This is a genomic window from Blastococcus sp. SYSU D00669, assembly GCF_054050715.1.
On sequence record NZ_JBJGZV010000042.1, the window covers coordinates 17946 to 44409 of the forward strand.

Annotated in this window: 27 protein-coding genes and 1 pseudogene; 21 read left to right on the forward strand and 7 right to left on the reverse strand. The window is 76.3% G+C overall.

The window, feature by feature from the left end; all coding sequences use genetic code 11:
• Positions 1-13 precede the first annotated feature (13 nt).
• The 11 genes and pseudogenes from ACI8AF_RS22805 to ACI8AF_RS22855 all read left to right on the forward strand — a co-directional run bounded on the left by ACI8AF_RS22805 (position 14) and on the right by ACI8AF_RS22855 (position 9849).
• Complete coding sequence (locus ACI8AF_RS22805; RefSeq protein WP_456542047.1) at positions 14-1498, forward strand: leucyl aminopeptidase family protein; 1485 nt, start codon at positions 14-16, stop codon at positions 1496-1498.
• On the forward strand, positions 1495-2265 hold the full coding sequence (locus ACI8AF_RS22810; protein WP_456542048.1) for a crotonase/enoyl-CoA hydratase family protein: 771 nt from the start codon (positions 1495-1497) through the stop codon (positions 2263-2265). Before ACI8AF_RS22805 ends, ACI8AF_RS22810 begins: the two co-directional genes overlap by 4 nt.
• Complete coding sequence (locus ACI8AF_RS22815) at positions 2262-3737, forward strand: hypothetical protein (RefSeq protein WP_456542049.1); 1476 nt, start codon at positions 2262-2264, stop codon at positions 3735-3737. The genes ACI8AF_RS22810 and ACI8AF_RS22815 overlap by 4 nt, the downstream gene beginning before the upstream one ends.
• 5 nt (positions 3738-3742) lie before the next feature.
• Positions 3743-3943 (forward strand): antitoxin, encoded by a 201-nt coding sequence (locus tag ACI8AF_RS22820; protein WP_456542075.1) that lies wholly within the window; start codon positions 3743-3745, stop codon positions 3941-3943.
• 365 nt (positions 3944-4308) lie between these two features.
• Positions 4309-4995: pseudogene (locus ACI8AF_RS22825) on the forward strand (DUF222 domain-containing protein); the annotation flags it as partial.
• Between the two features lie 229 nt (positions 4996-5224).
• Complete coding sequence (locus ACI8AF_RS22830) at positions 5225-6067, forward strand: alpha/beta hydrolase (RefSeq protein WP_456542050.1); 843 nt, start codon at positions 5225-5227, stop codon at positions 6065-6067.
• A gap of 121 nt (positions 6068-6188) precedes the next feature.
• Positions 6189-6596: a YciI family protein gene (locus tag ACI8AF_RS22835; protein WP_456542051.1), complete on the forward strand. Its 408-nt coding sequence runs from the start codon at positions 6189-6191 to the stop codon at positions 6594-6596.
• Positions 6593-7750 (forward strand): RNA polymerase sigma factor, encoded by a 1158-nt coding sequence (locus tag ACI8AF_RS22840; RefSeq protein WP_456542052.1) that lies wholly within the window; start codon positions 6593-6595, stop codon positions 7748-7750. Before ACI8AF_RS22835 ends, ACI8AF_RS22840 begins: the two co-directional genes overlap by 4 nt.
• A gap of 44 nt (positions 7751-7794) precedes the next feature.
• Complete coding sequence (locus ACI8AF_RS22845) at positions 7795-7983, forward strand: hypothetical protein (protein WP_456542053.1); 189 nt, start codon at positions 7795-7797, stop codon at positions 7981-7983.
• A gap of 85 nt (positions 7984-8068) precedes the next feature.
• On the forward strand, positions 8069-9025 hold the full coding sequence (locus ACI8AF_RS22850) for an ATP-binding cassette domain-containing protein (RefSeq protein WP_456542054.1): 957 nt from the start codon (positions 8069-8071) through the stop codon (positions 9023-9025).
• A complete protein-coding gene (locus ACI8AF_RS22855; protein WP_456542055.1) occupies positions 9022-9849 on the forward strand; it encodes an ABC transporter permease in 828 nt (275 codons plus the stop codon). Before ACI8AF_RS22850 ends, ACI8AF_RS22855 begins: the two co-directional genes overlap by 4 nt.
• Here ACI8AF_RS22855 and ACI8AF_RS22860 read toward each other — a convergent pair whose 3' ends face one another.
• Positions 9850-13050, reverse strand: coding sequence for a BTAD domain-containing putative transcriptional regulator (locus ACI8AF_RS22860; RefSeq protein WP_456542056.1), 3201 nt, complete (start codon positions 13048-13050; stop codon positions 9850-9852).
• 13 nt (positions 13051-13063) lie between these two features.
• Positions 13064-14557 carry a phytoene desaturase family protein gene (locus tag ACI8AF_RS22865; RefSeq protein ID WP_456542057.1) on the reverse strand — a complete coding sequence of 498 codons (1494 nt, stop codon included), beginning with the start codon at positions 14555-14557 and terminating at the stop codon, positions 13064-13066.
• Positions 14558-14684: 127 nt separating this feature from the next.
• Here ACI8AF_RS22865 and ACI8AF_RS22870 point away from each other — a divergent pair, with 127 nt between their 5' ends.
• Together ACI8AF_RS22870 and ACI8AF_RS22875 are read left to right on the forward strand one after the other, a co-directional pair.
• Entirely contained in the window at positions 14685-15074 is a 390-nt protein-coding gene (locus tag ACI8AF_RS22870) for a hypothetical protein (protein WP_456542058.1), read from the forward strand.
• 85 nt (positions 15075-15159) lie between these two features.
• Positions 15160-15852, forward strand: a complete 693-nt coding sequence (locus ACI8AF_RS22875; protein ID WP_456542059.1) for a DUF6766 family protein — start codon at positions 15160-15162, stop codon at positions 15850-15852.
• On the opposite strand, the gene ACI8AF_RS22880 is transcribed toward ACI8AF_RS22875, so the two are convergent.
• Positions 15849-16916 (reverse strand): spore photoproduct lyase family protein, encoded by a 1068-nt coding sequence (locus tag ACI8AF_RS22880; protein WP_456542060.1) that lies wholly within the window; start codon positions 16914-16916, stop codon positions 15849-15851. The genes ACI8AF_RS22875 and ACI8AF_RS22880 overlap by 4 nt on opposite strands.
• A gap of 235 nt (positions 16917-17151) precedes the next feature.
• Here ACI8AF_RS22880 and ACI8AF_RS22885 point away from each other — a divergent pair, with 235 nt between their 5' ends.
• From ACI8AF_RS22885 to ACI8AF_RS22900, 4 genes are read left to right on the forward strand one after another with little or no spacing between them, the layout of a single operon-like run.
• On the forward strand, positions 17152-17436 hold the full coding sequence (locus ACI8AF_RS22885) for a hypothetical protein (protein WP_456542061.1): 285 nt from the start codon (positions 17152-17154) through the stop codon (positions 17434-17436).
• Complete coding sequence (locus ACI8AF_RS22890; protein ID WP_456542062.1) at positions 17429-17704, forward strand: SH3-like domain-containing protein; 276 nt, start codon at positions 17429-17431, stop codon at positions 17702-17704. The genes ACI8AF_RS22885 and ACI8AF_RS22890 overlap by 8 nt, the downstream gene beginning before the upstream one ends.
• The gene (locus tag ACI8AF_RS22895) at positions 17704-18294 is read left to right on the forward strand and encodes a nitrile hydratase subunit alpha (RefSeq protein WP_456542063.1); all 591 of its coding nucleotides are present in this window, start codon (positions 17704-17706) and stop codon (positions 18292-18294) included. Before ACI8AF_RS22890 ends, ACI8AF_RS22895 begins: the two co-directional genes overlap by 1 nt.
• A 2-nt stretch (positions 18295-18296) precedes the next feature.
• Complete coding sequence (locus ACI8AF_RS22900) at positions 18297-19058, forward strand: LamB/YcsF family protein (RefSeq protein WP_456542064.1); 762 nt, start codon at positions 18297-18299, stop codon at positions 19056-19058.
• Positions 19059-19061: 3 nt separating this feature from the next.
• Here the strand turns inward: ACI8AF_RS22900 and ACI8AF_RS22905 are convergent, their stop codons facing one another.
• Both ACI8AF_RS22905 and ACI8AF_RS22910 read right to left on the reverse strand, forming a co-directional pair.
• Complete coding sequence (locus ACI8AF_RS22905) at positions 19062-19793, reverse strand: GAF domain-containing protein (RefSeq protein ID WP_456542065.1); 732 nt, start codon at positions 19791-19793, stop codon at positions 19062-19064.
• 63 nt (positions 19794-19856) lie between these two features.
• Positions 19857-21053, reverse strand: a complete 1197-nt coding sequence (locus ACI8AF_RS22910; protein ID WP_456542066.1) for a PP2C family protein-serine/threonine phosphatase — start codon at positions 21051-21053, stop codon at positions 19857-19859.
• A gap of 225 nt (positions 21054-21278) precedes the next feature.
• Between ACI8AF_RS22910 and ACI8AF_RS22915 the strand changes: the two genes are divergently transcribed.
• Positions 21279-21899, forward strand: coding sequence for a 5-oxoprolinase subunit B family protein (locus ACI8AF_RS22915; protein ID WP_456542067.1), 621 nt, complete (start codon positions 21279-21281; stop codon positions 21897-21899).
• A 1-nt stretch (position 21900) separates the two neighbouring features.
• Positions 21901-22752, forward strand: coding sequence for a 5-oxoprolinase subunit C family protein (locus tag ACI8AF_RS22920; RefSeq protein ID WP_456542068.1), 852 nt, complete (start codon positions 21901-21903; stop codon positions 22750-22752).
• On the opposite strand, the gene glgA is transcribed toward ACI8AF_RS22920, so the two are convergent.
• Complete coding sequence (glgA, locus tag ACI8AF_RS22925) at positions 22736-23911, reverse strand: glycogen synthase (protein WP_456542069.1); 1176 nt, start codon at positions 23909-23911, stop codon at positions 22736-22738. The genes ACI8AF_RS22920 and glgA overlap by 17 nt on opposite strands.
• 72 nt (positions 23912-23983) lie before the next feature.
• Here glgA and glgC point away from each other — a divergent pair, with 72 nt between their 5' ends.
• The gene (gene glgC / locus ACI8AF_RS22930) at positions 23984-25204 is read left to right on the forward strand and encodes a glucose-1-phosphate adenylyltransferase (RefSeq protein ID WP_456542070.1); all 1221 of its coding nucleotides are present in this window, start codon (positions 23984-23986) and stop codon (positions 25202-25204) included.
• Positions 25205-25211: 7 nt separating this feature from the next.
• Here the strand turns inward: glgC and ACI8AF_RS22935 are convergent, their stop codons facing one another.
• Positions 25212-25874 carry an O-methyltransferase gene (locus ACI8AF_RS22935; protein ID WP_456542071.1) on the reverse strand — a complete coding sequence of 221 codons (663 nt, stop codon included), beginning with the start codon at positions 25872-25874 and terminating at the stop codon, positions 25212-25214.
• Positions 25875-26075: 201 nt separating this feature from the next.
• On the opposite strand from ACI8AF_RS22935, the gene ACI8AF_RS22940 reads away from it, so the two are divergent.
• Positions 26076-26464 (forward strand): sigma-70 family RNA polymerase sigma factor (locus ACI8AF_RS22940; protein ID WP_456542072.1); only part of this gene is annotated, 389 nt, incomplete at its 3' end.

Sequence of the window (26464 nt, forward strand, 5' to 3'; positions counted from 1 at the left end):
CGGGGCCGCGCCGTTGCCGCGGGTCGAGGTCCAGAGCACCCTCCCGGCCCTGACCGGGGACGACGTCCTCGCCGTCCCGGTCGGGACGCGCGGCGCGCTGCCGGCCTGGCTGCCGGCCGACGTCGACCGCGGGTTCCTCGCCGGCGTGCTGGCCGACACCGGCAACGGCGGCAAGCCCGGCGGCCTCACCGACGTGCCCGTGCCCGGCCGCCGGCCGCGCTCGGTCGTCGCGGTCGGCGTCGGCGACGCCACGCTGCCCGACGTGCGCGGCTACGCCGCCGCCGCGGTGCGCCGTGCGCAGACCCTCGCCGAGCACGGCGCCCGCCGGCTCGTGCTGCCGCTCGACACGACCGTCGCGCCGGCCGGTGCCGACGAGGTGCGCGTCGCCGTCGAGGCCGCGCTGCTGGCGAGCTACCGCTTCCGCGAGACCTCGAAGCCGCACCCGCCGCGGCTGCCGGAGGTGGTCGTGGTGGCCACCGACGCCGACGACCCGGCCGTGGTCGCCGCCGCCCGCGCCGGGCAGGTCGCCGCCGAGGCGGTCGCCTGGGCGCGCGACCTGGTCAACACCCCGAGCAACACGAAGAACCCCGGCTGGCTCGCCGCCGAGGCGGGGGAGCGGCTGGCCGGCCTGGACGACGTCACCGTGCACGTGCTCGACGTCGACGACCTGCGCGCCGGCGGGTTCGGCGGGGTGCTGGCGGTCGGCGGCGGCTCGGCCACACCGCCGTGCGTGGTGGTGGCGTCCTACCGGCCCCCGGGCGCCCCCGCGGCCCACCCGGTGCTGGTCGGCAAGGGCATCACCTACGACACCGGCGGGCTGTCGATCAAGCCCAACGCCGGCATGCGCGAGATGAAGACCGACATGGCCGGGGGCGCCGCCGTGCTCGCCGCGGTCGACGCGGCCGCCCGGCTGCGGCTGCCGGTGGCGGTCACCGCCGTCGTCCCCGCGGCCGAGAACGCGGTGTCCGGGTCGTCGTACCGGCCGGCCGACGTCGTCCGGCACGTCGGCGGCCGGACGACGGAGGTGCTCAACACCGACGCCGAGGGGCGCATGGTGCTGGCCGACGGGCTGGCCTACGCGCGGCTCGAGCTCGGCGCCACCGCGCTGGTCGACATCGCGACCCTCACCGGGGCCATCCGGATCGCGCTGGGCGCGAAGACCGCCGGGCTGTTCACGAACTCCGACGGGCTGGCCGAGGCGCTGACCACGGCCGGCGGGCACGCCGGCGAGGCGATGTGGCGGATGCCGCTGCCCGAGGAGCACGTCGACCTGCTCGAGAGCCCGGTCGCCGACGCGAACAACGCGCCGGGCAACCCGGGCAGCAGCACGGCGGCGCTGTTCCTCCGGCCGTTCGCCGGCGACCTGCCCTGGGCGCACCTCGACGTCGCCGGCACCGCGCGGGCCGGCTCCGACGACGGCGAGATCGTCAAGGGCGGCACCGGCTACGGCGTGCGCACGCTGCTGCGCTGGCTCGAAGCGGGGGCGCCGGCCGCATGACCGACGCCGTCACCGTCGAGCGCGACGGGCCGGTCACCACGGTGCGGCTGTCGCGGCCGCACGCCCGCAACGCCGTCGACGGGCCGACCGCGGCGGCGCTGGCCGACGCGTTCCGGGCGTTCGACGCCGACGACGGCGCAGCGGTGGCCGTGCTGCACGGCGAGGGCGGCACGTTCTGCGCCGGGGCCGACCTGCGCGCGGTCGGCACGCCCACCGGCAACCGCACCGAGCCCGACGGCGACGGGCCGATGGGGCCGACCCGGCTGCGGCTGTCCAAGCCGGTGATCGCGGCGGTCGCCGGGCACGCCGTCGCCGGCGGGCTCGAACTCGCGCTGTGGTGCGACCTGCGGGTCGCCGACGAGACGGCGGTGTTCGGCGTCTTCTGCCGGCGGTGGGGCGTGCCGCTGATCGACGGCGGCACGGTGCGGCTGCCGCGGCTGATCGGCGCGAGCCGGGCGATGGACCTGGTGCTCACCGGCCGCCCGGTCGACGCGGCGGAGGCGCTCGCGATCGGGCTGGCCAACCGCGTCGTCCCGGCGGGCGAGGCGCTCGCCGCCGCGCAGGGGCTGGCCCGGCAGCTCGCCGCGTTCCCGCAGACGTGCCTGCGCGGCGACCGGGCCTCGCTGCTCGAGCAGGAGGGCCTCGACGAGGCCGCGGCGCTGGCCGACGAGTTCCGCCACGGGCAGGTCGCCCTCGCCGTCGACGCGCTGCCCGGGGCAGCGCGGTTCGCCGCCGGCGAGGGACGCCACGGAGAGGGAGTCGCATGACTGACGACACCGGCGTCGTGTTCCCGGCCGGGTCGGACGGACGGCGGAGCACCGCCGCGCTGGGGCGGGCGGTGGTGGCCGACGCGCTGCGGCCGGTCGACCCCGCCGGCGCGCTGGCCGCCGAGCAGGAGACCAACTGGCGGGCGGGCTACCTCGTGCACTTCCGGCGGCTGGTCGAGGCGGGGCTCGCCTCCGGCGACGCCGCCCGGACGATCGCCGCGGCAGGGTTGACGTCCCTGCACGAGCGGATGTGCGTCGTCCTCCCCGACGGGGAGGAGACCGTGCTCGACCGCTGGGCGGCCACGCCCTCGCCGCGGTCGCTCGACACCGTCGAGGTGCGCGGCACCGGCGCCCGCGAGGAGGAGTTCTCGCTGCCCTACGGCGGCACGCGGCTGCGCGGCGACGACCTGCTGCGCCGGCTGGACGCGTGGACCGAGGCGGGGGTGCTCGAGCCGTCGGCGGCCGAGGCCGTGCGGGCGGTCGTGGCGCACCCGGAGTGGCTGCGGCTGCCCGACCACACCGTCGCCGTCCTCGGGGCCGGCGCCGAGATGGGCCCGCTGCCGTCGCTGCTGCGCTGGGGCGCGCGGGTGGCCGGCGTCGACCTGCCGCGGCCGCCGCTGTGGCAGCGGGTGGTCGAGACCGCGCGGCGCAACGCCGGCATGCTGCTGCTGCCGGTCACCTCAGGCGGCGACCCCGACGACCGCCAGGTGGCCGGGCACGCCGGCGCCGACCTGGTCACCGAGGTGCCGGCGGTGGGGGACTGGCTGGCCGGCCTGCCGGGGACGCCGGTGCTCGGCAACTACGTCTACGCCGACGGCGCGGCCAACGTGCGGGTGTCGGTGGCGGTCGACGCGCTGACGCTGCGGATGCAGGAGGCGAACCCGTCGACCGCGCTGGCCTTCCTGGCGACGCCCACCGACGTGTTCGCCGTCCCGGCCGAGGCCGTCGCCCACTCGGTGCGCGCCTACGACGGCCGCTCGGGGCGCGCCAAGCTGGTGTCGCGGCCGCTGCGCACGCTGTCGGCGGGCCGGCTGCTGCGCCGTGCCTACGTGCCCGGCGCCGACCCGGGGATCAGCGACGTGCTGGTCGCCCAGCAGGGCCCGAACTACGCGTTGGCCAAGCGGCTGCAGCGGTGGCGCGCGACGACGGCGCGGGCGGCCGGCGCGACGGTGTCGATGAACGTCGCCCCGCCCACCCGGACGCGGTCGGTGGTGAAGAACCGCGCGCTCGCCGCGGCCTACGCCGGGGCGCACCGCTTCGGGGTCGAGGTGTTCGAGCCGTCGACGTCGAACGTGCTCATGGCCGCGCTGCTGGTGCACGACCTGCACACCGGCGGCGGGCCGGCGCACGAGCACCCGTGGCAGGACGAGGCGCACGACGCGGTGCACGGCGGCCTGTGGCGCATGCCGTACGCCGCGCGCAGCGCGCTCGGACTCGCCGCGCTGCTGGGCTACGGTTCGGCTCGGGGGTGAGCGCGATGGTCGACTTCGGCAAGCTCGGCCAGCAGCTGACCGACCGCCCCGACAGCGACGAGGGCGAGAAGAAGAGCGACGACGGCCTCGACAAGGCGGCCGGGTTCCTCGACGAGAAGACCGGCGGCAAGCACGCCGACCAGATCGCCGAGGCGCGGGAGTTCGCCGACGAGCACGTCGGCAGGAAGGACGGCGACCGGCGCTGAGCCGCGCACTCGGTGCGGGTCGACGGCCCGGGACCGTCGCCCGCCTGATTCTCCGATCGGTGCTGGTCAGCGACCCGGAACTGTCATGACCGCTGCGTAGCTCGCGGGTATGCAGCGGATCGCGGGCACCTCCGTGCAGGAGGGGGTGCTGATCGACTGGTTCGTCGACCAGCCGGCCCCCTCGCGCGGGTGCCGGTGGAGTGGATGACCCAGGAGCAGGTCGCCGCCCGCTGCAGCGGACCGACCGCGACCGCGCCCGGGCGGCCGCCCGCGAGGCGGCGCTGATCGCCCGGTTCGCCGCGCACGAACCCGACGGCGACGACCGGGCACCCGGCACGCCGGGTGCGCGGTCCCGGCTGTGGCGGGTGTCGGACCAGGAGGTTGCCGGGGTGAGCGAGTTCGCCCCCTCGCACCTGGGGGCGGTGGTGCACGTCAGCCCGGGGACGGCGGCGCACCGGATGCGGCGGGCGTTCACCTGGCGCGACCGCCTCCCGCGCACGCTGGCCGCGTTGGCCGCCGGTGAGCTGGACGAGCGGCGCGGGCAGGTCCTCGCCGACACCCTGGTGCACACCGCCCCCGCCCTGGCCCGCCGGGTGGAGGCGATCGTGCTGCCCGAGGCGCCGGAGCTCACGTTCGCCGGGCTGCGGTCGCGCATCCTCGAGGTGCTGCCGGAACTGGACCCGCGGACGGCGGAGGAGAACCGGGCGCGGGCGCAGCGGGACGCCGACGTGTTCGTCGAGCCGGCCGGGGAGGGCATGGTCGCCCTCGGCGCGCGGCTGCCCGCCGACGAGGCCGCCGAGGCCGCCGAGGCCGCCGAGGCCCTCGACCTCATCGGCGCCCTCGCGGCCGCCGCCAAGGCCGACGGGGACGCGCGGCCGATCGGGCAGCTCCGCGCCGAGATGTACTCCCTGCTCACCCGCGGTGCGGCCGCCGGCCTGCTCGGCGCCCGCGCCCGCCTGCTGATCACCGCCTCGCTGGAGACCCTGGAGGGCACCTCGACGGCGCCGGGAGCGGTGAACGGGCAGGCGATCACCCCGGCGCACCTGGCCGAGCTGCTGCGCCACCTCGGCGCGCTCGGGCTGACCACCCCCGAGGACGGCGAACCGGCGTTCGCCCGGACCGACGAAGCCGGTCGGCTGCTGGGCACCGTCACCGCCGCCGAGCTGCAGCGCCTGGTCCGCGGGTCGCCGGGCCCGGAGGCGCGCACCGATCCCTGGCCGTCGATCGTCCGGACCGGGACACTGTCCGTCCCGACTCCACCTGACCGGAGGGGAGATCGCCGTGGCCTCGATTTCCGAGCGGGAGAACCGGGAGATCCAGGCGGCCAACGCCTCGGGCAACGTCCCCGTCGTCCTCATCCACGGCCTCTGGCTGCTGCCGAGCAGCTGGGCCAACTGGGTGACCTTCTACGAGGAGGCCGGCTACGCACCGCTGACGCCGGACTGGCCGGACGACCCGGAGACGGTCGCCGACGCCCGGGCCGAGCCGGAGGTCGTGGCCGGGAAGACCCTGGAGCAGGTCGCCGAGCACACCACCGAGGTCATCGAGGCCCTGGACCGGAAGCCCGTCGTCATGGGCCACTCGACCGGTGGCCTGCTGGCGCAGGTGCTGGCGGGCCGGGGTCTCGCCGCCGTCACGGTGGCCATCGACCCGGGGGTCTTCCGCGGCGTCCTGCCGCTGCCGCTGTCGGTGCTCAAGGGCGTGGGCCCGTTCCTGGTCGACCCCCGCACGCGCCGCCGTGCGCTCACGCTCACCTACGACCAGTTCAGGTACGGCTGGGCGAACGCCCTCGACGAGCAGGAGGCGAAGGAGCTGTACGAGACGTACCACGTCGCCGGCTCCGGCATCTCCCTCGTGCAGATGGGCAACGCCAACCTCAACCCGTGGACCGAGGCGAAGGTGGACACGAAGAACCCCGACCGCGGCCCCCTGCTCATCATCGAGGGCGAGAAGGACCACACGATCCCGTGGGCGATCGCGAACGCCGCCTACAAGCTGCAGAAGCGCAACCCGGGGGTGACCGAGATCGTGAAACTCCCGAACCGCGGCCACTCCCTCACGATCGACCACGGCTGGCGCGAGGTCGCCCAGACGGCGCTCGACTTCGCCCGGCGGTTCACCTGAGGGCCGCCGGCCGGAGAAGCCGGGAGAATCTCGAGCGGCGATGTCGAGAACGCAGGAGCGGCTCCGTCCTCGGGGTGCACGCGGTCACGATGGGCCGCGACCAGCACCGAGGAGAACCACGATGGCCAAGTACCTGCTGCTCAAGCACTACCGCGGCGCCCCGGCGGCGGTGAACGACGTCCCCATGGACAAGTGGACGCCCGAGGAGATCTCGGCCCACGTCCAGTACATGCACGACTTCGCGGCCAAGCTCGAGGGCACCGGCGAGTTCGTCGACGGCCAGGCGCTCGCCCCCGAGGGCAGCTGGGTCCGCTACGACGGCGAGGGGCGCCCGCCGGTCACCGACGGCCCGTTCGCCGAGACCAAGGACCTGATCGCGGGCTGGATGATCATCGACGTCGACAGCCACGAGCGCGCCGTCGAGCTGGCCGGCGAGCTGTCCGCGGCTCCCGGCGCGGGCGGGCAGCCCATCCACGAGTGGCTCGAGGTGCGGCCCTTCCTCACCGAGCCGCCCACCATCACGGAGTGACCACCGCGTTGGACGACGTCCTGCTCCGGACGCTCACGCCGGAGGTCCTCGGCATCCTCGTCCGCCGCGGAGCAGACTTCGCGGCGGCCGAGGATGCCGTGCAGGACGCGCTGGTCGAGGCGGTCCGGGTCTGGCCGGCCGACCCGCCGCGCGACCCGAAGGGCTGGCTGGTCACCGTCGCCTGGCGCCGGTTCCTCGACGCCACCCGTGCCGACACCGCCCGCCGCCGGCGCGAGGACCTCGTCGACGAGGAGCCGGCGCCCGGCCCCGTGTCGGGAGCCGACGACACGCTCCGGCTGTACTTCCTCTGCGCCCACCCGTCCCTGACGCCGTCCTCGGCGGTCGCGCTCACGCTGCGCGCCGTCGGCGGGCTGACCACCCGCCAGATCGCCCAGGCCTACCTGGTGCCCGAGGCGACCATGGCCCAGCGCATCAGCCGCGCCAAGCGCACCGTCTCCGACGTCCGCTTCGACCGGCCCGGTGACGTCGCCACCGTGCTGCGCGTCCTCTACCTGGTCTTCAACGAGGGCTACTCGGGCGACGTCGACCTCGCCGCCGAGGCGATCCGGCTCACCCGGCAGCTCGCGGCCGCGATCGACCACCCCGAGGTCGCGGGGCTGCTCGCCCTGATGCTGCTCCACCACGCCCGCCGCGCCGCCCGCACCGCGCCCGACGGCAGCCTCGTGCCGCTCGCCGAACAGGACCGCGACCGCTGGGACACGGCGCTCATCGCCGAGGGCGTCGAGATCCTGCAGGCCGCCCTCGCCCGCGACCGGCTCGGCGAGTTCCAGGCCCAGGCCGCCGTCGCGGCACTCCACGCCGACGCGCGCACCGCCGAGGAGACCGACTGGGTGCAGATCGTCGAGTGGTACGACGAACTCGCGAAGCTGACCGACAGCCCCGTCGTCCGGCTCAACCGCGCGGTCGCCCTCGGCGAGGCCGACGGACCGCGCGCCGGCCTGGCGGCGCTCGCGGCGCTGGACGACTCGCTGCCCCGCCACACCGCGGTCGCGGCCCACCTCCACGAGCGCGACGGCGACCTGGCGACGGCGGCGCGGCTGTACGCCCAGGCCGCGCACGAGGCGCCCAACCTCGCCGAGCGCGACCACCTCACCCGCCAGGCCGCCCGGCTCAACGCCGCCCGCGGCCGCTGACACCGGCTCGACGCCGCACCGGGCGGGGGCGCACCCTCGGACGCGTGGAGACGCTGGACATGGTCGGCGCGATCGTCCTCGGCCTGCTCCTCCTCGCGGCGGTCCTCGGCGGCCTCGTCTGGCTCGACCGCGGGCCCGTCGGCGAGCACGGGCGGACCCTGGTCAAGGGTCCGCCGCGGGACGACGAGGACGACGACGTCCCACCGGACGACGGGCCCGCTGACATGCGCTGACCCCGCCCGCCGGGCCGTGTCAGCGCCGTGTGCGCCCGGCGCCAGCGCCCTCTCCCATCGTCGACGCCGACGAAGGGAGACATCCATGACCTACGGGATCGAGGCCGAGGGCCTCACCAAGCGCTTCGGCGACACGCAGGCGCTGGCCGGCGTCGACCTGGCCGCCCGCGAGGGCACCGTGCTCGGCGTCCTGGGACCCAACGGCGCCGGCAAGACCACCGCCGTCCGGGTGCTCGCCACCCTGCTGCGTCCCGACGCGGGCACCGCCCGCGTCGGCGGCTTCGACGTCCTGGCGGAGCCGGCCGAGGTCCGCGCGCGCATCGGCCTCACCGGCCAGTACGCCTCGGTCGACGAGGACCTCACCGGCACCCAGAACCTGCTGCTCATCGGCCAGCTGCTCGGCCTGCGCACCGTCGAGGCGCGCGCCCGCGCCGCCGAGCTGCTCGCCTGGTTCGACCTCACCGAGGCCGCCGGCCGGGTGGCGAAGACCTACAGCGGCGGCATGCGCCGCCGCCTCGACCTCGCCGCCAGCCTGGTGGGCCGGCCGTCGGTGATCTTCCTCGACGAGCCCACCACCGGCCTCGACCCCGCCAAGCGCGAGGAGATGTGGGACGTCGTCCGCCGCGTCGTGGCCGACGGCGCCACGGTGCTGCTGACCACGCAGTACCTCGAGGAGGCCGACGCCCTCGCCGACGAGATCACCGTCATCGACCACGGCCGCGTCATCGCGCACGACACCCCCGACGGTCTCAAGCACCACGTCGGCGGTCAGCGGCTGCGCGTCCGGCCCGTCGACGCCGCCCGCGTCGACGACGTCCGCCGGCTGCTCGCCGAGCTCACCCGGTCGGTGCCCGAGCTCAGCAACCGCGGCGAGCTCACCTGCCGGGTGGACGACGACTCGCTGCTACCCGAGCTGGTCGGCCGGCTGCAGGCCGCCGGCATCCCGGTCAGCGAGCTCTCGCTGCACCTGCCGAGCCTGGACGAGGTGTTCTTCACCCTCACCGGCCGGCCCACCGACGAGACCCCCGAGGAGGCGGCATGACCCTCACCACCGCACCCGCCGGTACCGCCCGGCCGGCACCGCTCGCCGACGGCGGCGCCCCGGCCACCAGCACCCTCTGGCGGCAGGCCCGCGTGCTCGCCCGCCGCAGCCTGATCAAGACCTGGCGCACGCCCGAGGCCCTGGTCGACGTCACGCTGCAGCCGATCATCTTCCTGGCCCTGTTCACCTACGTGTTCGGCGGCGCCATCGCCGGCGGCTCGCAGGAGGACTACCTGCAGTTCCTGCTCCCGGGCCTGCTCGGGCAGACGATCGCCATGGCCAGCGTCTCGCTCGGCCAGAACCTCAACAGCGACATCGAGAAGGGCGTCTTCGACAGGTTCCGGTCGCTGCCCATCGGCCGCTCCGCCCCGCTGATCGGTGCGGTGCTGGCCGACCTGGTCCGCTACCTCATCCTGTTCGCCGTCATGATCGGCGTCGGCACGCTCATGGGCTTCGAGCCGACGAGCTGGGCCGGCGTCCTGGCCTCGCTCGCGCTGTCGACGGGCTTCGCGCTCTGCTTCGGCTGGATCTCGGTCTACATCGGGATGGTCGCCCGGACCCCCGGCGCGGTGCAGGGGATCATGTTCCTGCTGATCTTCCCGCTGGCGTTCGGCAGCAACGTGTTCGTCTCCACCGAGACCATGCCCGGCTGGCTGCAGGCCTTCGTCGAGGTCAACCCGATCAGCCACCTGGTCAGCGCCGTCCGCGGCCTCATGGTCGGCGGCCCGGTCGCGGGGAACCTGCTCTGGACGCTGGTCTGGATGGCCGGCCTGCTGGTGGTGTTCATGCCGCTGGCGGTCCGCGCCTACCGCCGCCGGGCGTGATCAGCCGGTGAGCCGGTCGGGGTCGAGGGCCGCGGTGGCGGCGTCGGCGTCCAGCCCCCGCCCCTCGGCGTAGGCCACCTCGTACCCGTCCCCGAGAGCCGCGCGCAGGGACCCGACCAGCTCGGTGACCGCCGAGCTGGTCGGGTCCTCGGCGCCGCGCAGCCGGGTCGCGGCGCCGAAGGCGACCGCGGCCTCGCGGTGCCGGCCGAGGGCCCGGGCCAGCAGCGCGGTGGACAACCCCACCGAGGCGACGATCGGCCGGTCCCCGGTCAGCAGCGCGTGCCGGTAGCCCACCCGCAGGTGCTCGACCGCCTCGTCGACCTTGCCCAGCCGGAGCCCGAGCGCGGCCGCCGTCCCGTGCCCGATCGCCCCGCTGTGCGCGTCGAGCAGCGACGGGTCGTCGAGCCCGCACAGCCGCGCGCGCAGCCAGGCGTACGCCGCCCGCACGCCGGCCTCGTCCTCCGCCGCGACCGCGATCGCGCCCTCGGTCGCCGCTACGAGGACGCCGTGCAGCAGCTCACCCGACCGGAAGCGGTTCTGCGCCCGCATCGCGTCGAGGTGCCGCCGCGCCCCGTCGACGTCGCCGGCCCGCAGCCGCAGGTCGGCCAGCCGCATGGTGACCAGCAGGTCGTCGGACGTCTCCGAGCCCAGCGACCGGATGCACGCCTGCGCCCGCTCGTAGTCCTCCGCCGCCCCCCGCAGGTCGCCGTCCACGGTGCGCACCTGCCCCCGGGCCGACAGCAGCGCGGCCAGCCCCCAGCGGTCGCCGATCGCCTCCCACTCGGCCACGCCGGCGTCGGCGTCGCGGCGCATGAGGGCGATGTCCCCGTCGTTCTCCGCGTAGGCCAGCCGCGCGAGCCGGCCCGCCGCGCGCACCCACGGGTCCGGGTCGCCCAGCGCCTCGCCGAGGGCCGCGTCGGCGCGGTCCCGCTGCTCGCCCATGAACAGCAGGAGCGGCCGCACCACCTTGGCCGCCGCGTGCCCGTGACCCGGCGACCCCAGCCGGTCGGCCAGCGCCGCGAACTGGTCCTGCCTGGCGCGCAGGTCGCTGGGGTGGTTGTCGACGGTGAACCCGAGCAGCGCCTGCAGCGCCTCGACCAGCACGCCGTCGGGCGCCTCCCGCGCGCCGGGGACGGCGAGGGCGAACGTCGTCCAGCGGGTCGCCTCCTGCCCGCTCTCCCGTAGCAGCCAGTACCAGCCGAGGTGGACGACGAGCTCGGCGGCGGCGGTCGCGTCCCCCGTGTCGCCGAGGAACCGCAACGCCGCCAGGACGTCGTCGCGCTCGGTGTCGAGCACGCGCAGCGCGTCGAGCTGCTCGGGCCCGCGCAGCCGGGCGTCCTGCCGCCGGACCACCGCGCGGAACCGGTCCGCGTGCGCCGTCCGGGCCGCGGTGACCACGCCGTGCTCGGCCAGCCGCTCGGCGCCGTACTCGCGCAGGGTCTCCAGCATGCGGAACCGCGTGCCGTCGGCCGTGCGGGCGGCGATCAGCAGCGACTTGTCCACGAGCGCGTGCAGGACGTCGGCCAGGTCACCCGCCGCGCCGCCGCCCCGCCAGCTCGGCGCGACGGCCGCGACCGACTCCTCGGTGGCCCCGGCGGCGAAGACCGAGAAGTGCTCGGCGACCTCGCGCTCCAGCGGGGTCAGCAGGTCCCAGCTCCACTCGACGACGGCGCGCAGCGTGCGGTGCCGCGGGGTCGCGGTGCGCCGTCCGCCGGTGAGCAGCCGGAACCGGTCGGCCAGCCGCTCGGCCACCTCGGCGGGGGAGAGGACCCGCAGCCGGGCGGCGGCCAGCTCGATGGCCAGCGGCAGGCCGTCGAGCCGGCGCACGATCTCCACCACGGCGTCGTCCAGCCCGACGCCGGGGTCGACCGCCCGCGCCCGGTCCAGCAGCAGCCGCACCGCCGGGCTGGCCCCCGCCTCGGCGGCGGGCGCGCCCTCGGGCGGCACGGCCAGCGGCCCGAGCGGGTGGAGCAGCTCGCCCTCGATCGCCAGCGGCTCGCGGCTGGTGGCCAGCACCCGCACACCGGGGCAGCGGCCGAGGACCTCCGCGACCACCTCCGCGGCGGCGTCCACGAGGTGCTCGCAGTTGTCCACGACCAGCAGGCACGTCGCCGTCCGCAGCCGCTCCAGCAGCCGCTCGCGGGGGTCGCGCCGCTGGTACTCGGTCACCGGGTCGGGGAGGACGATCTCGCGCACGCCGAGACCGTCGAGCACCGCCTGCCAGACGCCGCTCGGCTCGGTGACCGGCGCCAGCTCGACCAGCCACACGCCGTCGGGCGTGGGCACCTCCGGGGCGGCGGCCACCCGCGCGGCGACCTCCCCGGCCAGGCGGGTCTTGCCGGAGCCGCCCGCGCCGACCACGGTCACCAGCCGCCCGGCGGCCAGCCGCTCCCGCACGGCGCGGACGTCGTCCTCCCGGCCGACGAAGCTGGTGACCGCGGCCCGCAGGTTCGTGGGCACCTCCGCGGGCCGGTCGGCGGCCCGCAGCAGCTCCAGGTGCCGCGCGCGCAGCACCGGCGACGGGTCGGTGCCGAGCGCGTCGGCCAGCGTGGCGCGCACCCGCTCGTACGCCGCCAGCGCCTCGGCCGGCCGGCCGGCGGCGGCGAGGGCGTCGACCAGCGCGCCGGCGAGGTCCTCGCGCAGCGGGTGGGCGGCCGCCAGCTCCTCCAGCAGCGGCACCACCTCGGCGGCGCGACCGTCGCCCCGCGCGAGGCGGGCCTGCTCGAGCACGACCTCCAGCCGCAGGTCGTCGAGCGCCGCCCGCCGTCCCGCCGCCTCCGGGGAGTCGTCGCCCGGCAGCGGGGTGCCGCGCCACAGCGCGGCGGCCTCCGCCAGCGCGGCGGCCGCCGCGGCCGCGTTCCCGGCGGCCCGTAGCCGGCGGCTCTCGGCGACCAGCCGCTCGAACCGGACGGCGTCGACGTCCTCCGGCGCGACCGCCAGCCGGTACCCGGCGGCCGACTGCTCGACGAGCTCCGGCCGGCCCAGCGCCCGGCGCAGCCGGGAGACCAGCGACTGCAGGCTGTTGGCCGGGTCGGCGGGGGGGGCCCCGCCCCACACCGCCTCGGCGAGCGCGCCCGCGGAGACCCAGCGGCCGGGCTGGAGCGCCAGCGCGGTCAGCAGCTGCAGCAGGCGGGCACCGGGCACCGGGACGATCCGCCCGCCGTCGCGGACCTCCAGCGGCCCCAGGTATGCGACCTGCACGCCGCCGAGTCTGTCAGGCCGGGCCGACCAGGCCCGCCACGATCTCCGCCGAGAGCGCCACCAGCGGCAGGCCGCCGCCGGGGTGCGCCGAGCCGCCGACGAGGAATAGGCCCGGCACCGGCGAGGCGTTGGCCGGCCGCAGGAACGCCGCCCGCGTGCCGTTGCTCGACGTCCCGTAGATCGAGCCGCCGACGCTGCCGGTGTCGCGCTCGAGGTCGGCCGGGGTGCGCGTGACGCACCACTTCACGCGGTCGCGCACGTCCAGCCCGCGGCGGGCCATCGTCTCCAGCACCCGCGCCGCGTAGGCGTCGGCGAGCCCGGGTGCGGTCCAGTCCACCCCGGCCGCCGGGTCGTGCCGGGGGGCGTTGACCAGCACGAACCACGACTCGCCGTCGCCGACCGGCCGGGTCGCCGGGTCGTCCGGCGCGCTGACGTAGACGGTCGGGTCGGGCACCGGCCGCGGCGCGCCGCCGATCCCGAAGACCGCGTCGAACTCGGCGTCGTAGTCCTCGGGGAACAGGACCGTGTGGTGCGCCAGCCCCGGGGTCCGCCCGCGCAGCGCGAGCAGCAGCACGAACCCGGACAGCGACGGCGTGGCGCGGGCCAGCCCCGCGCGCACCGGCCGGGTGCGCCGGTCGGCGGGCAGCAGGTCGCGGTAGAGCGCGGCCGCGTCGCCGGCCGAGACGACGACGTCGGCGGGGACGACCTCGCCGGTGGACAGCCGCACCCCGCGCGCACGGCCGCCGTCGACGACGACCGAGGCCACCGGCGACGACGTCCGCAGCTCGGCGCCCCGCTCGACCGCCCGCTCGGCGACGGCGAGACCGAGCCGGCGCAGCCCGCCGCGCACGTACCAGGAGCCGAAGCGCTGCTCCGCGTACGGGACGGTGGCGAGCACCGCCGGCGCCCGCCGCGGGTCGGAGCCCGAGTAGGTGGCGTAGCGGTCGAGCAGCGTGCGCAGGTGCGGGTGCCGCAGGTAGCGCCCGCCCAGGCCGCGCAGCGTCTCCCAGGGCGCGACGGTCGCGACGTCGGCCGGCCGGCGGGCCAGCCGGGCCAGCGTCGCCGCGCCGGCCAGCGGGGAGCGCAGGAACGGCTGCTCCGACACCCGCCACATCTGCCCGGCCCGCTCCATCAGCGCCGTCCACTGCGCGCCGGCGCCGTCGCCCAGGGCGTCGTCCAGCGCGTCGGGCACGGCCGCGGCGCGGCCGGGCACGGTCAGCCGGGTGCCGTCGGTGAAGCGCAGCTCGGCCGCCGGGTCGAGCGGCACCAGGTCGAGGACGTCGTCCAGCGGTGCGCCGGTCGCGGCGAACAGGTCGCGGTAGAGGTGCGGCAGCGTGACCAGGCTGGGGCCGGTGTCGAACCCGTGGCCGTCGCGGGCGACCCAGCCGAGCTTGCCGCCGACCTCCGGGGCCCGCTCCAGCACGGTGACGGCGTGTCCGAGCGCGGCCAACCGGGCCGCGGCGGCCAGCCCCCCGAGCCCGGCGCCGACGACCGCCACCCGCGCCACGGCGACCACGGTAACCGGAGGCCGTCGCCTGGCCGGGTGAAGATCGTTTGGCCGTCGAGCAACCCCGGGTAGCGGACGAGGGCCCGGTCGAGACGACGGCCGGAGCGCTGCTGCTGCAGGAGGACGGATGCGCAGGCTCTCCGCGCTTCTCGCCGGGGCGGGGGCCCTGGCGCTGCTCACCGGCTGCGCGAGCGCGGCCGAGCCCGACGTGGGCGACGTGGCCACCGCGTTCGAGGACCCGGCCGCCGACCCGCAGGCCCGCTGCGACCTGCTGGCGCCGGCCACGCTCGCGACGTTCGAGTCCGAGGAGTCCGCCTCCTGCCCCGAGGCGATCGGCGACGTGCCGCTGCCGGGCGGCGAGGTGACGGCGGTGGAGGTGTGGGGCGGCGACGCCCAGGTGCGGCTCGGCGGCGAGACGGTCTTCCTCACCGAGACCGACGCCGGCTGGAAGGTGACCGCGGCGGGCTGCGAGCCGCAGGGCGACGCGCCCTACGAGTGCGAGGTGGAGGGGCCGTGAACGGTGTGCGGGCGGTCTTCCTGGCCTACCTGGTCGTGATCGCGCTGGGCATCGCCTACGCGTTCGTGCTGGGGGCGATCGGGCGATGACGGTCGAGGAGCCGAGCTACGGATTCCTGCGCAACAACGCGCTCAGCCTCGCCTTCGGCACGCTGTTCCTCGTCACCCTCGTCGGGCAGGCGATCTCGGGCACGGCCGACTTCAACGCCCAGCAGCTGGCCGACGGCCTGGAGCCGGTCGGGTTGCTCGACTACGTGACGTCGTCGTCGTTCATGGTCGACGTGATGGAGAACTGGCAGTCGGAGTACCTGCAGTTCTTCCTGTTCATCTTCGCGACCGTCTGGTTCGTGCAGAAGGGCTCCACGGAGTCGAAGGAGCCGGGTCAGGAGGGCCCCGAGAGCGACGAGGAGCAGAAGGTCGGCCGGCACGCGGACGAGGACTCCCCGGCGTGGGCGCGGGTCGGTGGCTGGCGGACGGCGCTGTTCTCCCGCTCGCTGGGCCTGCTGATGGGCGCGCTGTTCCTGCTCACCTGGGTGGCCTCGGCGGTGACCGGCTGGGCGGCGTTCAACAGCGAGCAGCTCGGCCAGCGGCAGGACCCGGTGAGCCTCCTCGGCTACCTCGGCGAGGCCGACTTCTGGAACCGCTCCTTCCAGAACTGGCAGTCGGAGATGCTCGCCGTCGGCTCGATGGCGATCTTCGCCGTCTACCTGCGCCAGCGCGGGTCGCCGGAGTCCAAGCCGGTCGGCGTCGCGCACGCCGACACGGGCCAGTCCGGCTAGAACGCGTAGCGGATGGTCAGCCAGGGGGCGTGCGCGGCGACGAGGTCGCGCAGCCGCTCCACGCCGGCCCGCTTGACGTCGTTGCGGTAGCGGACGTTCCACCGGCCGTTCTGGCTGCGCTTGGGTTGCTGCAGGTCGGGCCGCCACAGCAGCTCCTCGGCCTTCGGGTGCCAGCCGAGGTTGACCTGGTGCAGGTCGCGGTTGTGCGTCAGCAGGATGACCTCGGCCGCGGCCTGCGCCTTGGCCCGCGGCGACAGCTCGTCGTCCAGCCGGTCGAGCAGCGCCGCCCAGTCGGCCTCCCAGCCCTCGCGGAGGATCACCGGCGACAGGTTGAGGTGGACCTCGTACCCGGCCTCGACGAAGTCGTCGACGGCGGCGATCCGCTCGGCGACCCGGCTGGTGCGCACGTCGACCACGCGGGCGTCGTCGTCCGGCATGAGGGAGAAGCGCACCCGGGTGCGGCCCCGCGGGTCGAGGTCCAGCAGCTGCCGGTTGACGTACTTGGTCGCGAACGACGCCTTGGCCGTGGGCAGGTCGCGGAAGGTGGCGACCAGGTCGGCGACGTTGTCGCTGACCAGGGCGTCGACCGAGCAGTCGCTGTTCTCGCCGATGTCGTAGACCCAGCTCTCCGGATCGCACTGGTCCGGCTCGGTCTTGACGCCCTGCCGGCTCACGTGGCGGCGCAGGTACCGGGTGATCTGCTCGATGTTGGTGAAGACGGTGATCGGGTTGGCGTAGCCCTTCTGCCGCGGCACGTAGCAGTAGGCGCACGCCATGGCGCACCCGTTGGCGGTCGAGGGGGCGATCCAGTTCGCCGAGCGGCCGTTGGGCCGCGGGGTCAGCGACTTCTTCACGCCCAGCACGAGGGTCTCGGTCTTCACCCGCACCCAGCGCTCGACGTTGCCCTCGTTGCCGTGCAGCTCGGGGATCTTCCAGTGCGAGTCGACCTCGACCACCTCGGCGTCGGGGAAGCGGTCGAGGACGTCGCGGCCGCGGGGGGAGGCGAGCGCGGCGGGTTCGGCGTAGACCGTGCGGACCTGGAGGAGGGCGGGTGCGGCGGGCACGACATGTGCAGCGCCGTGCGCCGACCAGGGATTTCGGGTCAGCGCGTGGCGGTCGACACCACCCGCGAGCCCTGCCGCGCGCGTCGAGCGGCACGAGACGACCTCTGCGGTCTCGGGGCTCTCCCGCCCCGGAAAGCCCCGAGACCGCAGAAGTCGCGGTCCGGGGTGAGCCGCTCCGGTCAGCGGGCCGGCGGTCGTGGGCCGGTGCCGTCCGCGGGTGCGGTAGGAACGACGGGTGGCACGCATCAACGACGTCGGCGGGATGTCCGGCTTCGCCGCGATCGCCGAGGAGCCCGACGAGCCGCCTTTCCACAGCGACTGGGAGGCGCACGTCTTCGCGCTCAACGGCGCGCTGATCAAGCGGGGGGTCTACAACCTCGACGAGTTCCGCGACGCGATCGAGCGGATGCCGCCGGCCGACTACCTGGCGGCGTCGTACTACGAGCGGTGGTTCGCCGCGATCCGCACGCTGCTGGTCGAGAAGGGCGTGGCGACGGCGGAGGAGCTCTCCGGTGCCTGACCGGTTCGCGCCCGGCGACCGGGTGCGCACCCGCGCGGTCGACCCGCCCGGCCACACCCGGCTGCCGCGGTACGCCCGGGGCGCCGTCGGCGTGGTGGTGGAGCCGGCCGGGCGCCACCCGCTGGCCGACGACCGGGCGCGCGGGCTGAGCCCGGAGCCGCAGGGCGTCTACCACGTGCGGTTCGCGGCCCGTGACCTGTTCGGCGACGGCGACCACTCGGTGACCGTCGAGCTGTGGGAGCAGTACCTGGAACCGGTGGAGGGGTGATGAGCGGCGAGCACGCGAGCGCGGCGATCTCCGCGGAGGTGCGGCACGTGGAGGCCCTCCTCGAGGACCGCGGCCTGCTCGCCCCCGGCGAGATCGACACCCGCATCGACGAGTTCCTCGCCGGCGGCTCACCGGCCAACGGCGCGCGGATCGTGGCCCGGGCGTGGACGGACCCCGGCTTCGCCGAGCGGCTGCTCGCCGACGCCAACACCGCGATCCGCGAGGTGGGCCTGTCGATGTCCGGCGGCCTGCAGGAGCAACGGCTGAAGGTCGTCGCCAACACCGCCAACGAGCACAACGTCGTCGTCTGCACGCTGTGCTCCTGCTACCCGATCGCGCTGCTCGGGCCGTCGCCGAGCTGGTACAAGAGCGAGGCCTACCGCTCGCGGGTGGTCCGCGACCCGCGCGGGGTGCTGCGCGAGTTCGGCCTCGAGCTGCCGGCGTCGACCTCGATCGCGGTCTGGGACGCCAGCGCCGAGTCGCGGTACATGGTCGTGCCGCGCCGCCCGGCCGGCACCGACGGGCTCGGCGAGGAGGAGCTGGCCGGCCTGGTCACCCGCAAGGGCCTGATCGGGACGGCGGCGGTCTGACCGTGCCGGCGATCGACCTGAACGCCGACCTCGGCGAGGGCTTCGGCGTCTGGACGCTCGGGGACGACGACGCGCTGCTCGGCGTCGTCAGCAGCGCCAACGTCGCCTGCGGGTTCCACGCCGGCGACCCCTCGACGATGCGCCGGGTGTGCGCCGGCGCCGTCGCCGCCGGGGTGGCCATCGGCGCGCAGGTCTCCTACCGCGACCTCGCCGGCTTCGGCCGCCGGTTCGTCGACGTCGCCCCCGCCGAGCTCACCGACGACGTCCTGTACCAGCTGGCCGCGCTCGACGGGATCGCCCGGGCCGGCGGCGGGCGGGTGGCCTACCTCAAGCCGCACGGCGCGCTCTACAACGCCGTCGTCACCCACGAGGCGCAGGCCCGGGCGGTGGTCGACGCGGTCACCGCCTACGACCCCGCGCTGCCGGTGCTCGGGCTGCCCGGCTCGGTGCTGCTGCGCACCGCCGGGGCCGCGGGCCTGCGCACCGTCGCCGAGGGCTTCGCCGACCGCGGCTACACCCCGGAGGGCACCCTCGTGCCGCGCCGCTCGCCGGGGGCGCTGGTCGAGGACCCCCGGGCGGTCGCCGAGCGGGCGGTCCGCATGGCCGCCGAGGGCGTGGTCGTCGCCGTCGACGGGACGACGGTCGACGTGGCGGTCGACTCCGTCTGCGTGCACGGGGACACCCCCGGCGCGGTGGAGCTGGCGCGCGCCGTGCGGGCGGCGCTGACCGGGGCGGGGCTGACGATCGCGCCGTTCGCCGGGTGAGCGTCAGTCCTCCGGCGGGCGCAGCTCCTGCGGGTCCAGCTTCTCGGCGACCACGTCGGCGGCCACGTCGTCCACGGTGCAGCCGGACGCGTAGGCCGCCCCGCGCAGCAGGTCGAGCGCGACCTCCGGGGTGACCTCGAGGGCGAGCGCCACCGCGCCCATGGCCTCCCAGACCAGCGACCGGCGCTCGGCCGACGGGCCGTGCAGCCAGTCCGGGCCGCGGCTGGGCTCCCAGGTCGACCAGACGGCGGTCTCCGACAGCGCCGAGGTGACCAGGTCGCCGACCGCCATGGCCTCGAAGACGTCGATCTCCGCGACGCCGTCCTCCCGCGCCAGGTACAGGTCGATCGCGCCCAGCCCGGAGATCGCCTCGCGCAGCGGGAGGGCGACCACCGCGCAGTAGGGGGTGCGCTCCTCCAGCAGGTCGGTGAACGTCGGCCAGCGGCGGCGCAGGTCCTCGTGCAGCGCGAAGACCGGTTCCCGGGACTCCTGGGCGGTCGTGCACGGGCCCTCGCCGACGGTGAACTGCAGCCGCTCGGCGACGGCGGCCTCCTCGGAGCTGGCACCGAGCGGGATCCGCTGCCCACCCCGGTCCGCCAGGCTGATCCCGGCGCCGTCGACGGGCAGCATCCGGGCGCAGGCACGGGCGAGCCGGACCGGCAGGAGCTCGGGCCCCTGGAAGCCCGGCTCGCTGACCGAGTCCAGCGCGTCCTCGAACCGGCCGGCGATGGTCACCCCCCTGCGGTGCCCCGCGAGGGGGGCCCTCACGCCTCGGGAGCGACCCCGACCGGCGGGCGGTCAGAGCCGCAGCTGGTCCTCCCGGCCGGTGCGCCACTCGGCCAGCACGATCGTCGCGTCGTCCTGGAGGCGTCCCGCCTGGTGCTCCATGACGCTGGCCATCAGCCGCCGGAGGGTCTCCGGCGGCGGGTCGCCGGCGGACTCGGCGCGGACGACGAGGTCGGCCAGCCGCTCCTCGCCGAAGAACTCGCCCGCGGGCGAGCGGGCCTCGACGATCCCGTCGGTGTAGAGGATGAGCCGGTCGCCGGGCTGCAGGTGGAGCGACGACTCGTCGGGCGGACGGTGCTGCAGACCCAGGGGGCGGGCCGGGGGGCGAGCGCCGGGCCGGACCAGGTGACCGTTGCGCACGATCAGCGGCGGCGGGTGCCCGGCGTTGATCCAGCGCAGGTGGCCCGTGTCGAGATCGAGCCGCGCGAGCACCGCGGTCGCGAACTGGCTGCCGGCGAACTGCCCGGAGATCACCCCGTCCATCAGGGTGGCCACCTCCGGCAGCGGCAGACGGCGCCGCCGGCCGGCTCGGTAGGCGGCGATCGCCGCGGTGGCCAGCAGAGCCGCCGGCATCCCGTGGCCCACGGCGTCGAGGACCATCAGCTCGGCCACCGGTCCGTTGACGGCGTAGTCGAAGGTGTCGCCGCCGATCTCGTACGAGGGCTCCAGCGCGCCGGAGATCACCACGGACTGCGTGCCGTAGGTCAGCGGCGGCAGCAGGTCCCACTGCAGCTCGGCGGCCAGGTCCATCGTGCGGTCGCGCCGCAGCCGCGCGAACACGTCGCTGTACGCGTCGCGTGTCACGGTCAGCTCGGCGACCAGCGAGGCGTAGGAGCGGCACTCGTCCTCGAGTTCTGCGTCCACGTCGCCGTCGAAGACCAGTTCCAGGACGCCCACCCGCTCGGCTCCGTCGAGCAGCGGCACCCACAGGGTCGTGGCGCCGGAGCGGACGACCTGCACCCGGCGGAAAGCCCGTCCACCGACAGAGCGCTCCACCCCGAGCGGCGCGCGCGCGGGGGTGTCCTGGCCCTGCACCGGCACCAGCGACTGCTGCTCGTAGTCGGCGAGGTAGACGACCGCCTCGCGGGCGCCGAGCATGGACGCCCGGTCGGTCACGACGGCGCCCAGCCGGTCGGCGGGCAGGTGGTGGGACGCGCGCAGCAGGGATCGGACGGGGTCCCGATCCCTGGGTGGCGTCCCGGTGGTCATGGTGGGCCAGGATCGCACCCGGGCGCCCGGCCTGCGACTTCTGCGTCGTCAAGGTACCGGCGGCCCGCCGGCCCGGCTCTGCCGGCGACCAGGCCGGCGCCGAGCGCGGTCGCCGCCGGCACGAGCCGGTACCTCCGCAGCCGTCGCGTGCGCGGCATCCTGGAGGGGGTCGCGCGGCCGGCCACCTCCGACACGCGAACGGGTGGCGTGGCCGATCATGGGGGAGTGAGCGACGGCATCACCGTGCTGCCCTGCGGCGACCGGGCGCTGCTGGTCGAGGTCGCGGGGGCGGCGGAGGTCGCCGCCGTCCGGACGGCGCTGGCCGCCGAGCCGCTGCCGGGGCAGGTGGACCTGGTGCCCGCCGCCCGCACCGTGCTGGTGCTGCTCGACCGCGCGCCCGCCGACACCGACGCCGCCCGGTTGCGCCGGCTGCCGCTGACCGGGGACGCCGGCGCCGCGGCGGGACGGGAGGTCGAGCTGCCCGTGGTGTTCGACGGGCCCGACCTCGACGACGTCGCCGAGCTGACCGGCCGGCCCGTGCGGCGGCTGGTCGAGGAGCTGACGGCCGCCGAGCTGACCGTCGCGTTCGGTGGCTTCGCGCCCGGCTTCGGCTACCTCACCGGGCTGCCCGAGCACCTGCACGTGCCCCGCCGGGGCACGCCCCGCACGCGGGTGCCGGCCGGCGCGGTGGGCCTCGCCGGGCCGTTCGCCGGCGCGTACCCGCGCGCCTCGCCCGGCGGCTGGCAGCTGGTGGGCCGCACCGACGCCGTCCTGTTCGACGTCGACCGCGACCCGCCGGCGCTGCTCGCCCCCGGCACGCGCGTCCGGCTCACCGAGGTCGGCTGAGGTGCTCCGCGTCGTCGCGCCCGGCCCGCTCGCCACCGTGCAGGACGCCGGGCGGACCGGCTACGCCGGGATCGGGGTGCCGCGGTCGGGCGCCGCCGACCGCGCCGCGCACGACCTGGCCAACCGGCTGGTCGGCAACCGGCCGGGCGCGGCCACCGTGGAGGTCACCGCCGGCGGGCTGCGGGTCCGCGCCGAGCGCGCGCTGCTGGTGGCGGTCACCGGCGCGCCGGCCCCGCTGACCGTCGACGGCCGCCCGGCCGCGGGCAACGCGCCGCTGCCCCTGCCCGCCGGCGCCGAGCTCGCCCTCGGCGTCCCGCCGGTGGGGCTGCGCTCCTACCTGGCGGTGCGCGGCGGCGTGGACGTGCCGCCCGTGCTCGGCTCGCGCAGCACCGACCGGCTCAGCGGCCTCGGCCCGGAACCGCTGCAGGCCGGCGACCTCCTGCCGGTGGGCCGGGACGCCGGGGAGGAGCCCGTCGTCGACGTCGCCCCGGTGGCCGCGCCGTCGGCCCGCCCCGTGCTGCCGGTGCTGCCCGGGCCGCGCCGCGACTGGCTGACCGACGAGGCGTGGACCCGGCTGGTCGGCGCGGAGTGGACGGTCAGCGCCGACAGCGACCGGGTCGGGCTGCGGCTGGGCGGCCCGCGGCTGGAGCGCGCCCGGGACGGCGAGCTGCCCAGCGAGGGCCTGGTGCCCGGCGCCGTCCAGGTGCCGCCCGACGGTGCCCCGGTGCTCTTCCTCGCCGACCACCCGGTGACCGGCGGCTACCCGGTGCTCGCCGTCGTCACCACCGCCGGGCTGCCCGCCGCCGCCCAGCTCCGCCCGGGCGACCCCGTGCGCTTCAGGCCCGCCCGTTGAGGATCTCGGTGTAGAGCCCGACCGTCTCCTGGGCGATGGCCGGCCAGCCGAACTCGGTGAGCACGCGCTCGCGGCCGGCGGCGCCCATCTGCGCCGAGCGCACCGGGTCGCCCAGCAGCTCGGCGATCCGCGCGGCCAGGCCGGCCTCGAACGCGGCGGCGTCGGCCGGGTCGTAGGGCACGAGCACGCCGGTCGCGCCGTCGGCGACGACCTCGGGGATGCCGCCGACCGCGCTGGCCACCACGGCGGTGCCGCACGCGGCGGCCTCGAGGTTGACGATGCCCAGGGGCTCGTACACCGACGGGCAGACGAAGACCGTGGCGCCGGAGATCAGCGGGACCAGGTGCTCGCGCGGCAGCATCGCCTCGATCCACACCACCCCGCCCCGGCGGGCCTGCAGCGCCGCCACCGCGTCGGCCACCTGCTGCCGCTCGGCCGGGGTGTCGGCGGCGCCGGCGCACAGCACCAGCTGCCCCGCCTCCGGCGGCAGCTGCTCGGCGGCGGCGAGCAGGTGGGTCAGCCCCTTCTGCCGGGTGATCCGGCCGACGAACAGCGCGTACGGCCGGTCGGGGTCCACCCCGAGCGAGCGGACGACGTCGGGTGCCGGGGTCGGCCGGTAGGCCTCGGCGTCGACGCCGTTGTGGACCACGTGCACCCGAGCCGGGTCGAGCTCGGGGTAGACGGCGAGGACGTCGTCGCGCATGCCGCGGCTGACCGCGATCACCGCGTCGGCGGAGAGGTAGGCGGTCCGCTCGACCCACGAGGAGAGCCGGTAGCCGCCGCCGAGCTGGTCGGCCTTCCACGGCCGGCGCGGTTCGAGGGAGTGCGCGGTGACGACGTGCGGCAGCCCGTGCACCAGCTGGGCGAACATGCCGGCGGCGTTGGCGTACCAGGTGTGGCTGTGCACCAGGTCGGCGCCGGCCAGCGCGCCGGCGATCTCGACGTCCACGCCGAGCGCCTGCAGCGCCCCGTTGGCCTGCGCCAGCCCGGCCGGGACGCCGTGCCCGACCGCGTCCGGCCGCTCGCCGCCGAAGCAGTGGACGTCGAGCTCCGGCCCCGCCGGCAGCGACCGCAGCGCCGCCACGAGGTGCTCGACGTGGACGCCCGCGCCGCCGTAGACGTCCGGCGGCCACTCCCTGGTGACGATCCCGATGCGCACGGCGTCACCCTAGGGGGCGGAACCGGCGGACCACGTGGCGCGGACCACGTGCCGAGCGGCTACGTTGCGAGCATGCGCGGCGGTCCACGGGTGCTCGGCATCGTCCTGGCGGGCGGTGAGGGCAAGCGGCTGGCCCCCCTCACCCAGGACAGGGCCAAGCCGGCGGTGCCCTTCGGCGGCAACTACCGGCTGATCGACTTCGTGCTGTCGAACCTGGTGAACGCCGAGGTCCGGCAGATCGCCGTCCTCACCCAGTACAAGAGCCACAGCCTCGACCGGCACATCACCACGACGTGGCGGCTCTCGCAGCTGCTCGGCAACTACATCACCCCGGTGCCGGCGCAGCAGCGGCTCGGCCCGCGCTGGTACACCGGCAGCGCCGACGCGATCCTCCAGAGCCTCAACCTGGTCTACGACGCGCGGCCCGACATCGTGCTGGTCTTCGGCGCCGACCACGTCTACCGGATGGACCCGGCGCAGATGGTCGACCAGCACCTGCAGACCGGTGCCGGGGTGACCATCGCCGGGCTGCGGGTGCCGCGGGCGGAGGCCACCGGCTTCGGCGTCATCGACGCCGACGCCGAGGGCCGGGTGCGCGGCTTCCTGGAGAAGCCGGCCGACCCGCCCGGGCTGCCGGACTCGCCCGACGAGAGCTTCGCCTCGATGGGCAACTACTGCTTCACCACCGACGCGCTGATCGAGGCGCTGCGCGCGGACGCGACCGACGAGTCCTCCGCCCACGACATGGGCGGCTCGATCATGCCGATGCTCGCCGAGCAGGGCGAGGCGTGGGTCTACGACTTCTCCACCAACATCGTCCCCGGGGCCACCGAGCGCGACCACGGCTACTGGCGCGACGTCGGGACGATCGACTCGTACTTCGACGCGCACATGGACCTCGTGTCCGTGACGCCGATCTTCAACCTCTACAACGACCGCTGGCCGATCCTCACCCTGCCGCCGCAGCTGCCGCCGGCGAAGTTCGTCCTCGGCGGGCGGGCCGAGGAGTCGATGGTCAGCGCCGGCACCATCATCGGCGGCGGCTCGGTGCACCACTCGGTCATCTCGCCGGGGGTGCGGGTCGAGCGCGGCGCGCGGGTCGAGGACAGCGTGCTCATGGACGGCGTGCAGATCGGCGAGGGCGCCTACGTCCGGCGCGCGATCCTCGACAAGAACGTCGTCGTCCCCGCGTGGGCGCGGATCGGGGTCGACCACGACGCCGACCGCCAGCGCTACCACGTCTCCGACGGCGGCGTGACCGTGCTCGGCAAGGGCGCCGTCGCCTCCGTCTGAGCCGCGGTCAGGACCCGGCGGGCTTGCTCGCCACCAGCAGGCCGCTGCCGACCGGCAGGACGGCGGACAGCAGCCCCTCGTCCTCGCGCACGGCCCGCGCGAGCTCGCGCCAGGCCACCGTCTGCGGATCGCGGGCGGTGCGGTCGGCCACCCGGCCGCCGGCCAGCAACCCGTGGCAGACCAGCGCGCCGCCGGGGCGGACCAGGTCGAGCAGCGCGGCCAGCTGGGCGCTGTACTCGCGCGGCGGCCCGGCGCAGCTGACCAGGTCGTAGGCGCCGGGGGAGAGCCGGGGGAGCACCTCCGCCGGGGTGCCGAAGATCAGCCGGGTCCGGCCCTGCGGCACGCCCGCCTCGAGGAACGCCTTGCGGGCGGCGCGCAGCTGCTCCGGGTCGCCGTCCAGGGCGGTGAGGACGCCGTCGGGGCGCATCCCGCGCAGCAGCCACAGCCCCGAGATGCCGCCGCCGCCGATCGAGACCACCGAGCGGGCGCGGCCCTGGGCGGCCAGGACGGCGAGGGCGGCGCCGGCGGCCGGCTCGACCGGCACCGCGTCCACGCGGTGCGCCAGGCGGGCCCGGGCGGCGACCAGCGCGGCCGACTCGGGAGCGAAGCGGTCGGCGTAGGCCTGCGCCTGGAGCTGGGCCTCGGCCCACGACGATCCACCGGCGCTCATCACCGGCCGAGGGTAGTGGCCGACCCCCGCCACCAGCGGCGAGGCGAGGGGCCGGTGTGCCCGCCTGGGAGTTCCCTGTGGGCGGGAACACCCCTCCGGGGCTCGTCCGTTGACACCGTCGTGCGCCTGAAGCGAGCACCGTCCGCCGACCCCGCGCCCGCCGACGAGGTCGCGGTGGCGCCCGTGCGGGATGCTGACCCCGTGACCGGGCCCGTCGTCGCCGAGGGGTGGGTCGCGCCGAGCTGGGAGCAGGTCGTGCGCGAGCACTCGGCGCGCGTCTACCGGCTGGCCTACCGCCTCTCCGGCAACGCCCAGGACGCCGAGGACCTCACCCAGGAGACGTTCGTCCGGGTGTTCCGGTCCTTGGCGAACTTCGAGCCCGGCACGTTCGAGGGCTGGCTGCACCGGATCACCACGAACCTGTTCCTGGACATGGTCCGGCGCCGGCAGCGGATCCGGTTCGACGCCCTGCCCGAGGACACCGAGCGGCTGCCCGGCTCGGCGCCGAGCCCGGAGCAGGTGTACGCCGACACGCACCTGGACCCGCAGATCCAGGCGGCGCTGGACGCGCTGTCGCCGGTGTTCCGGGG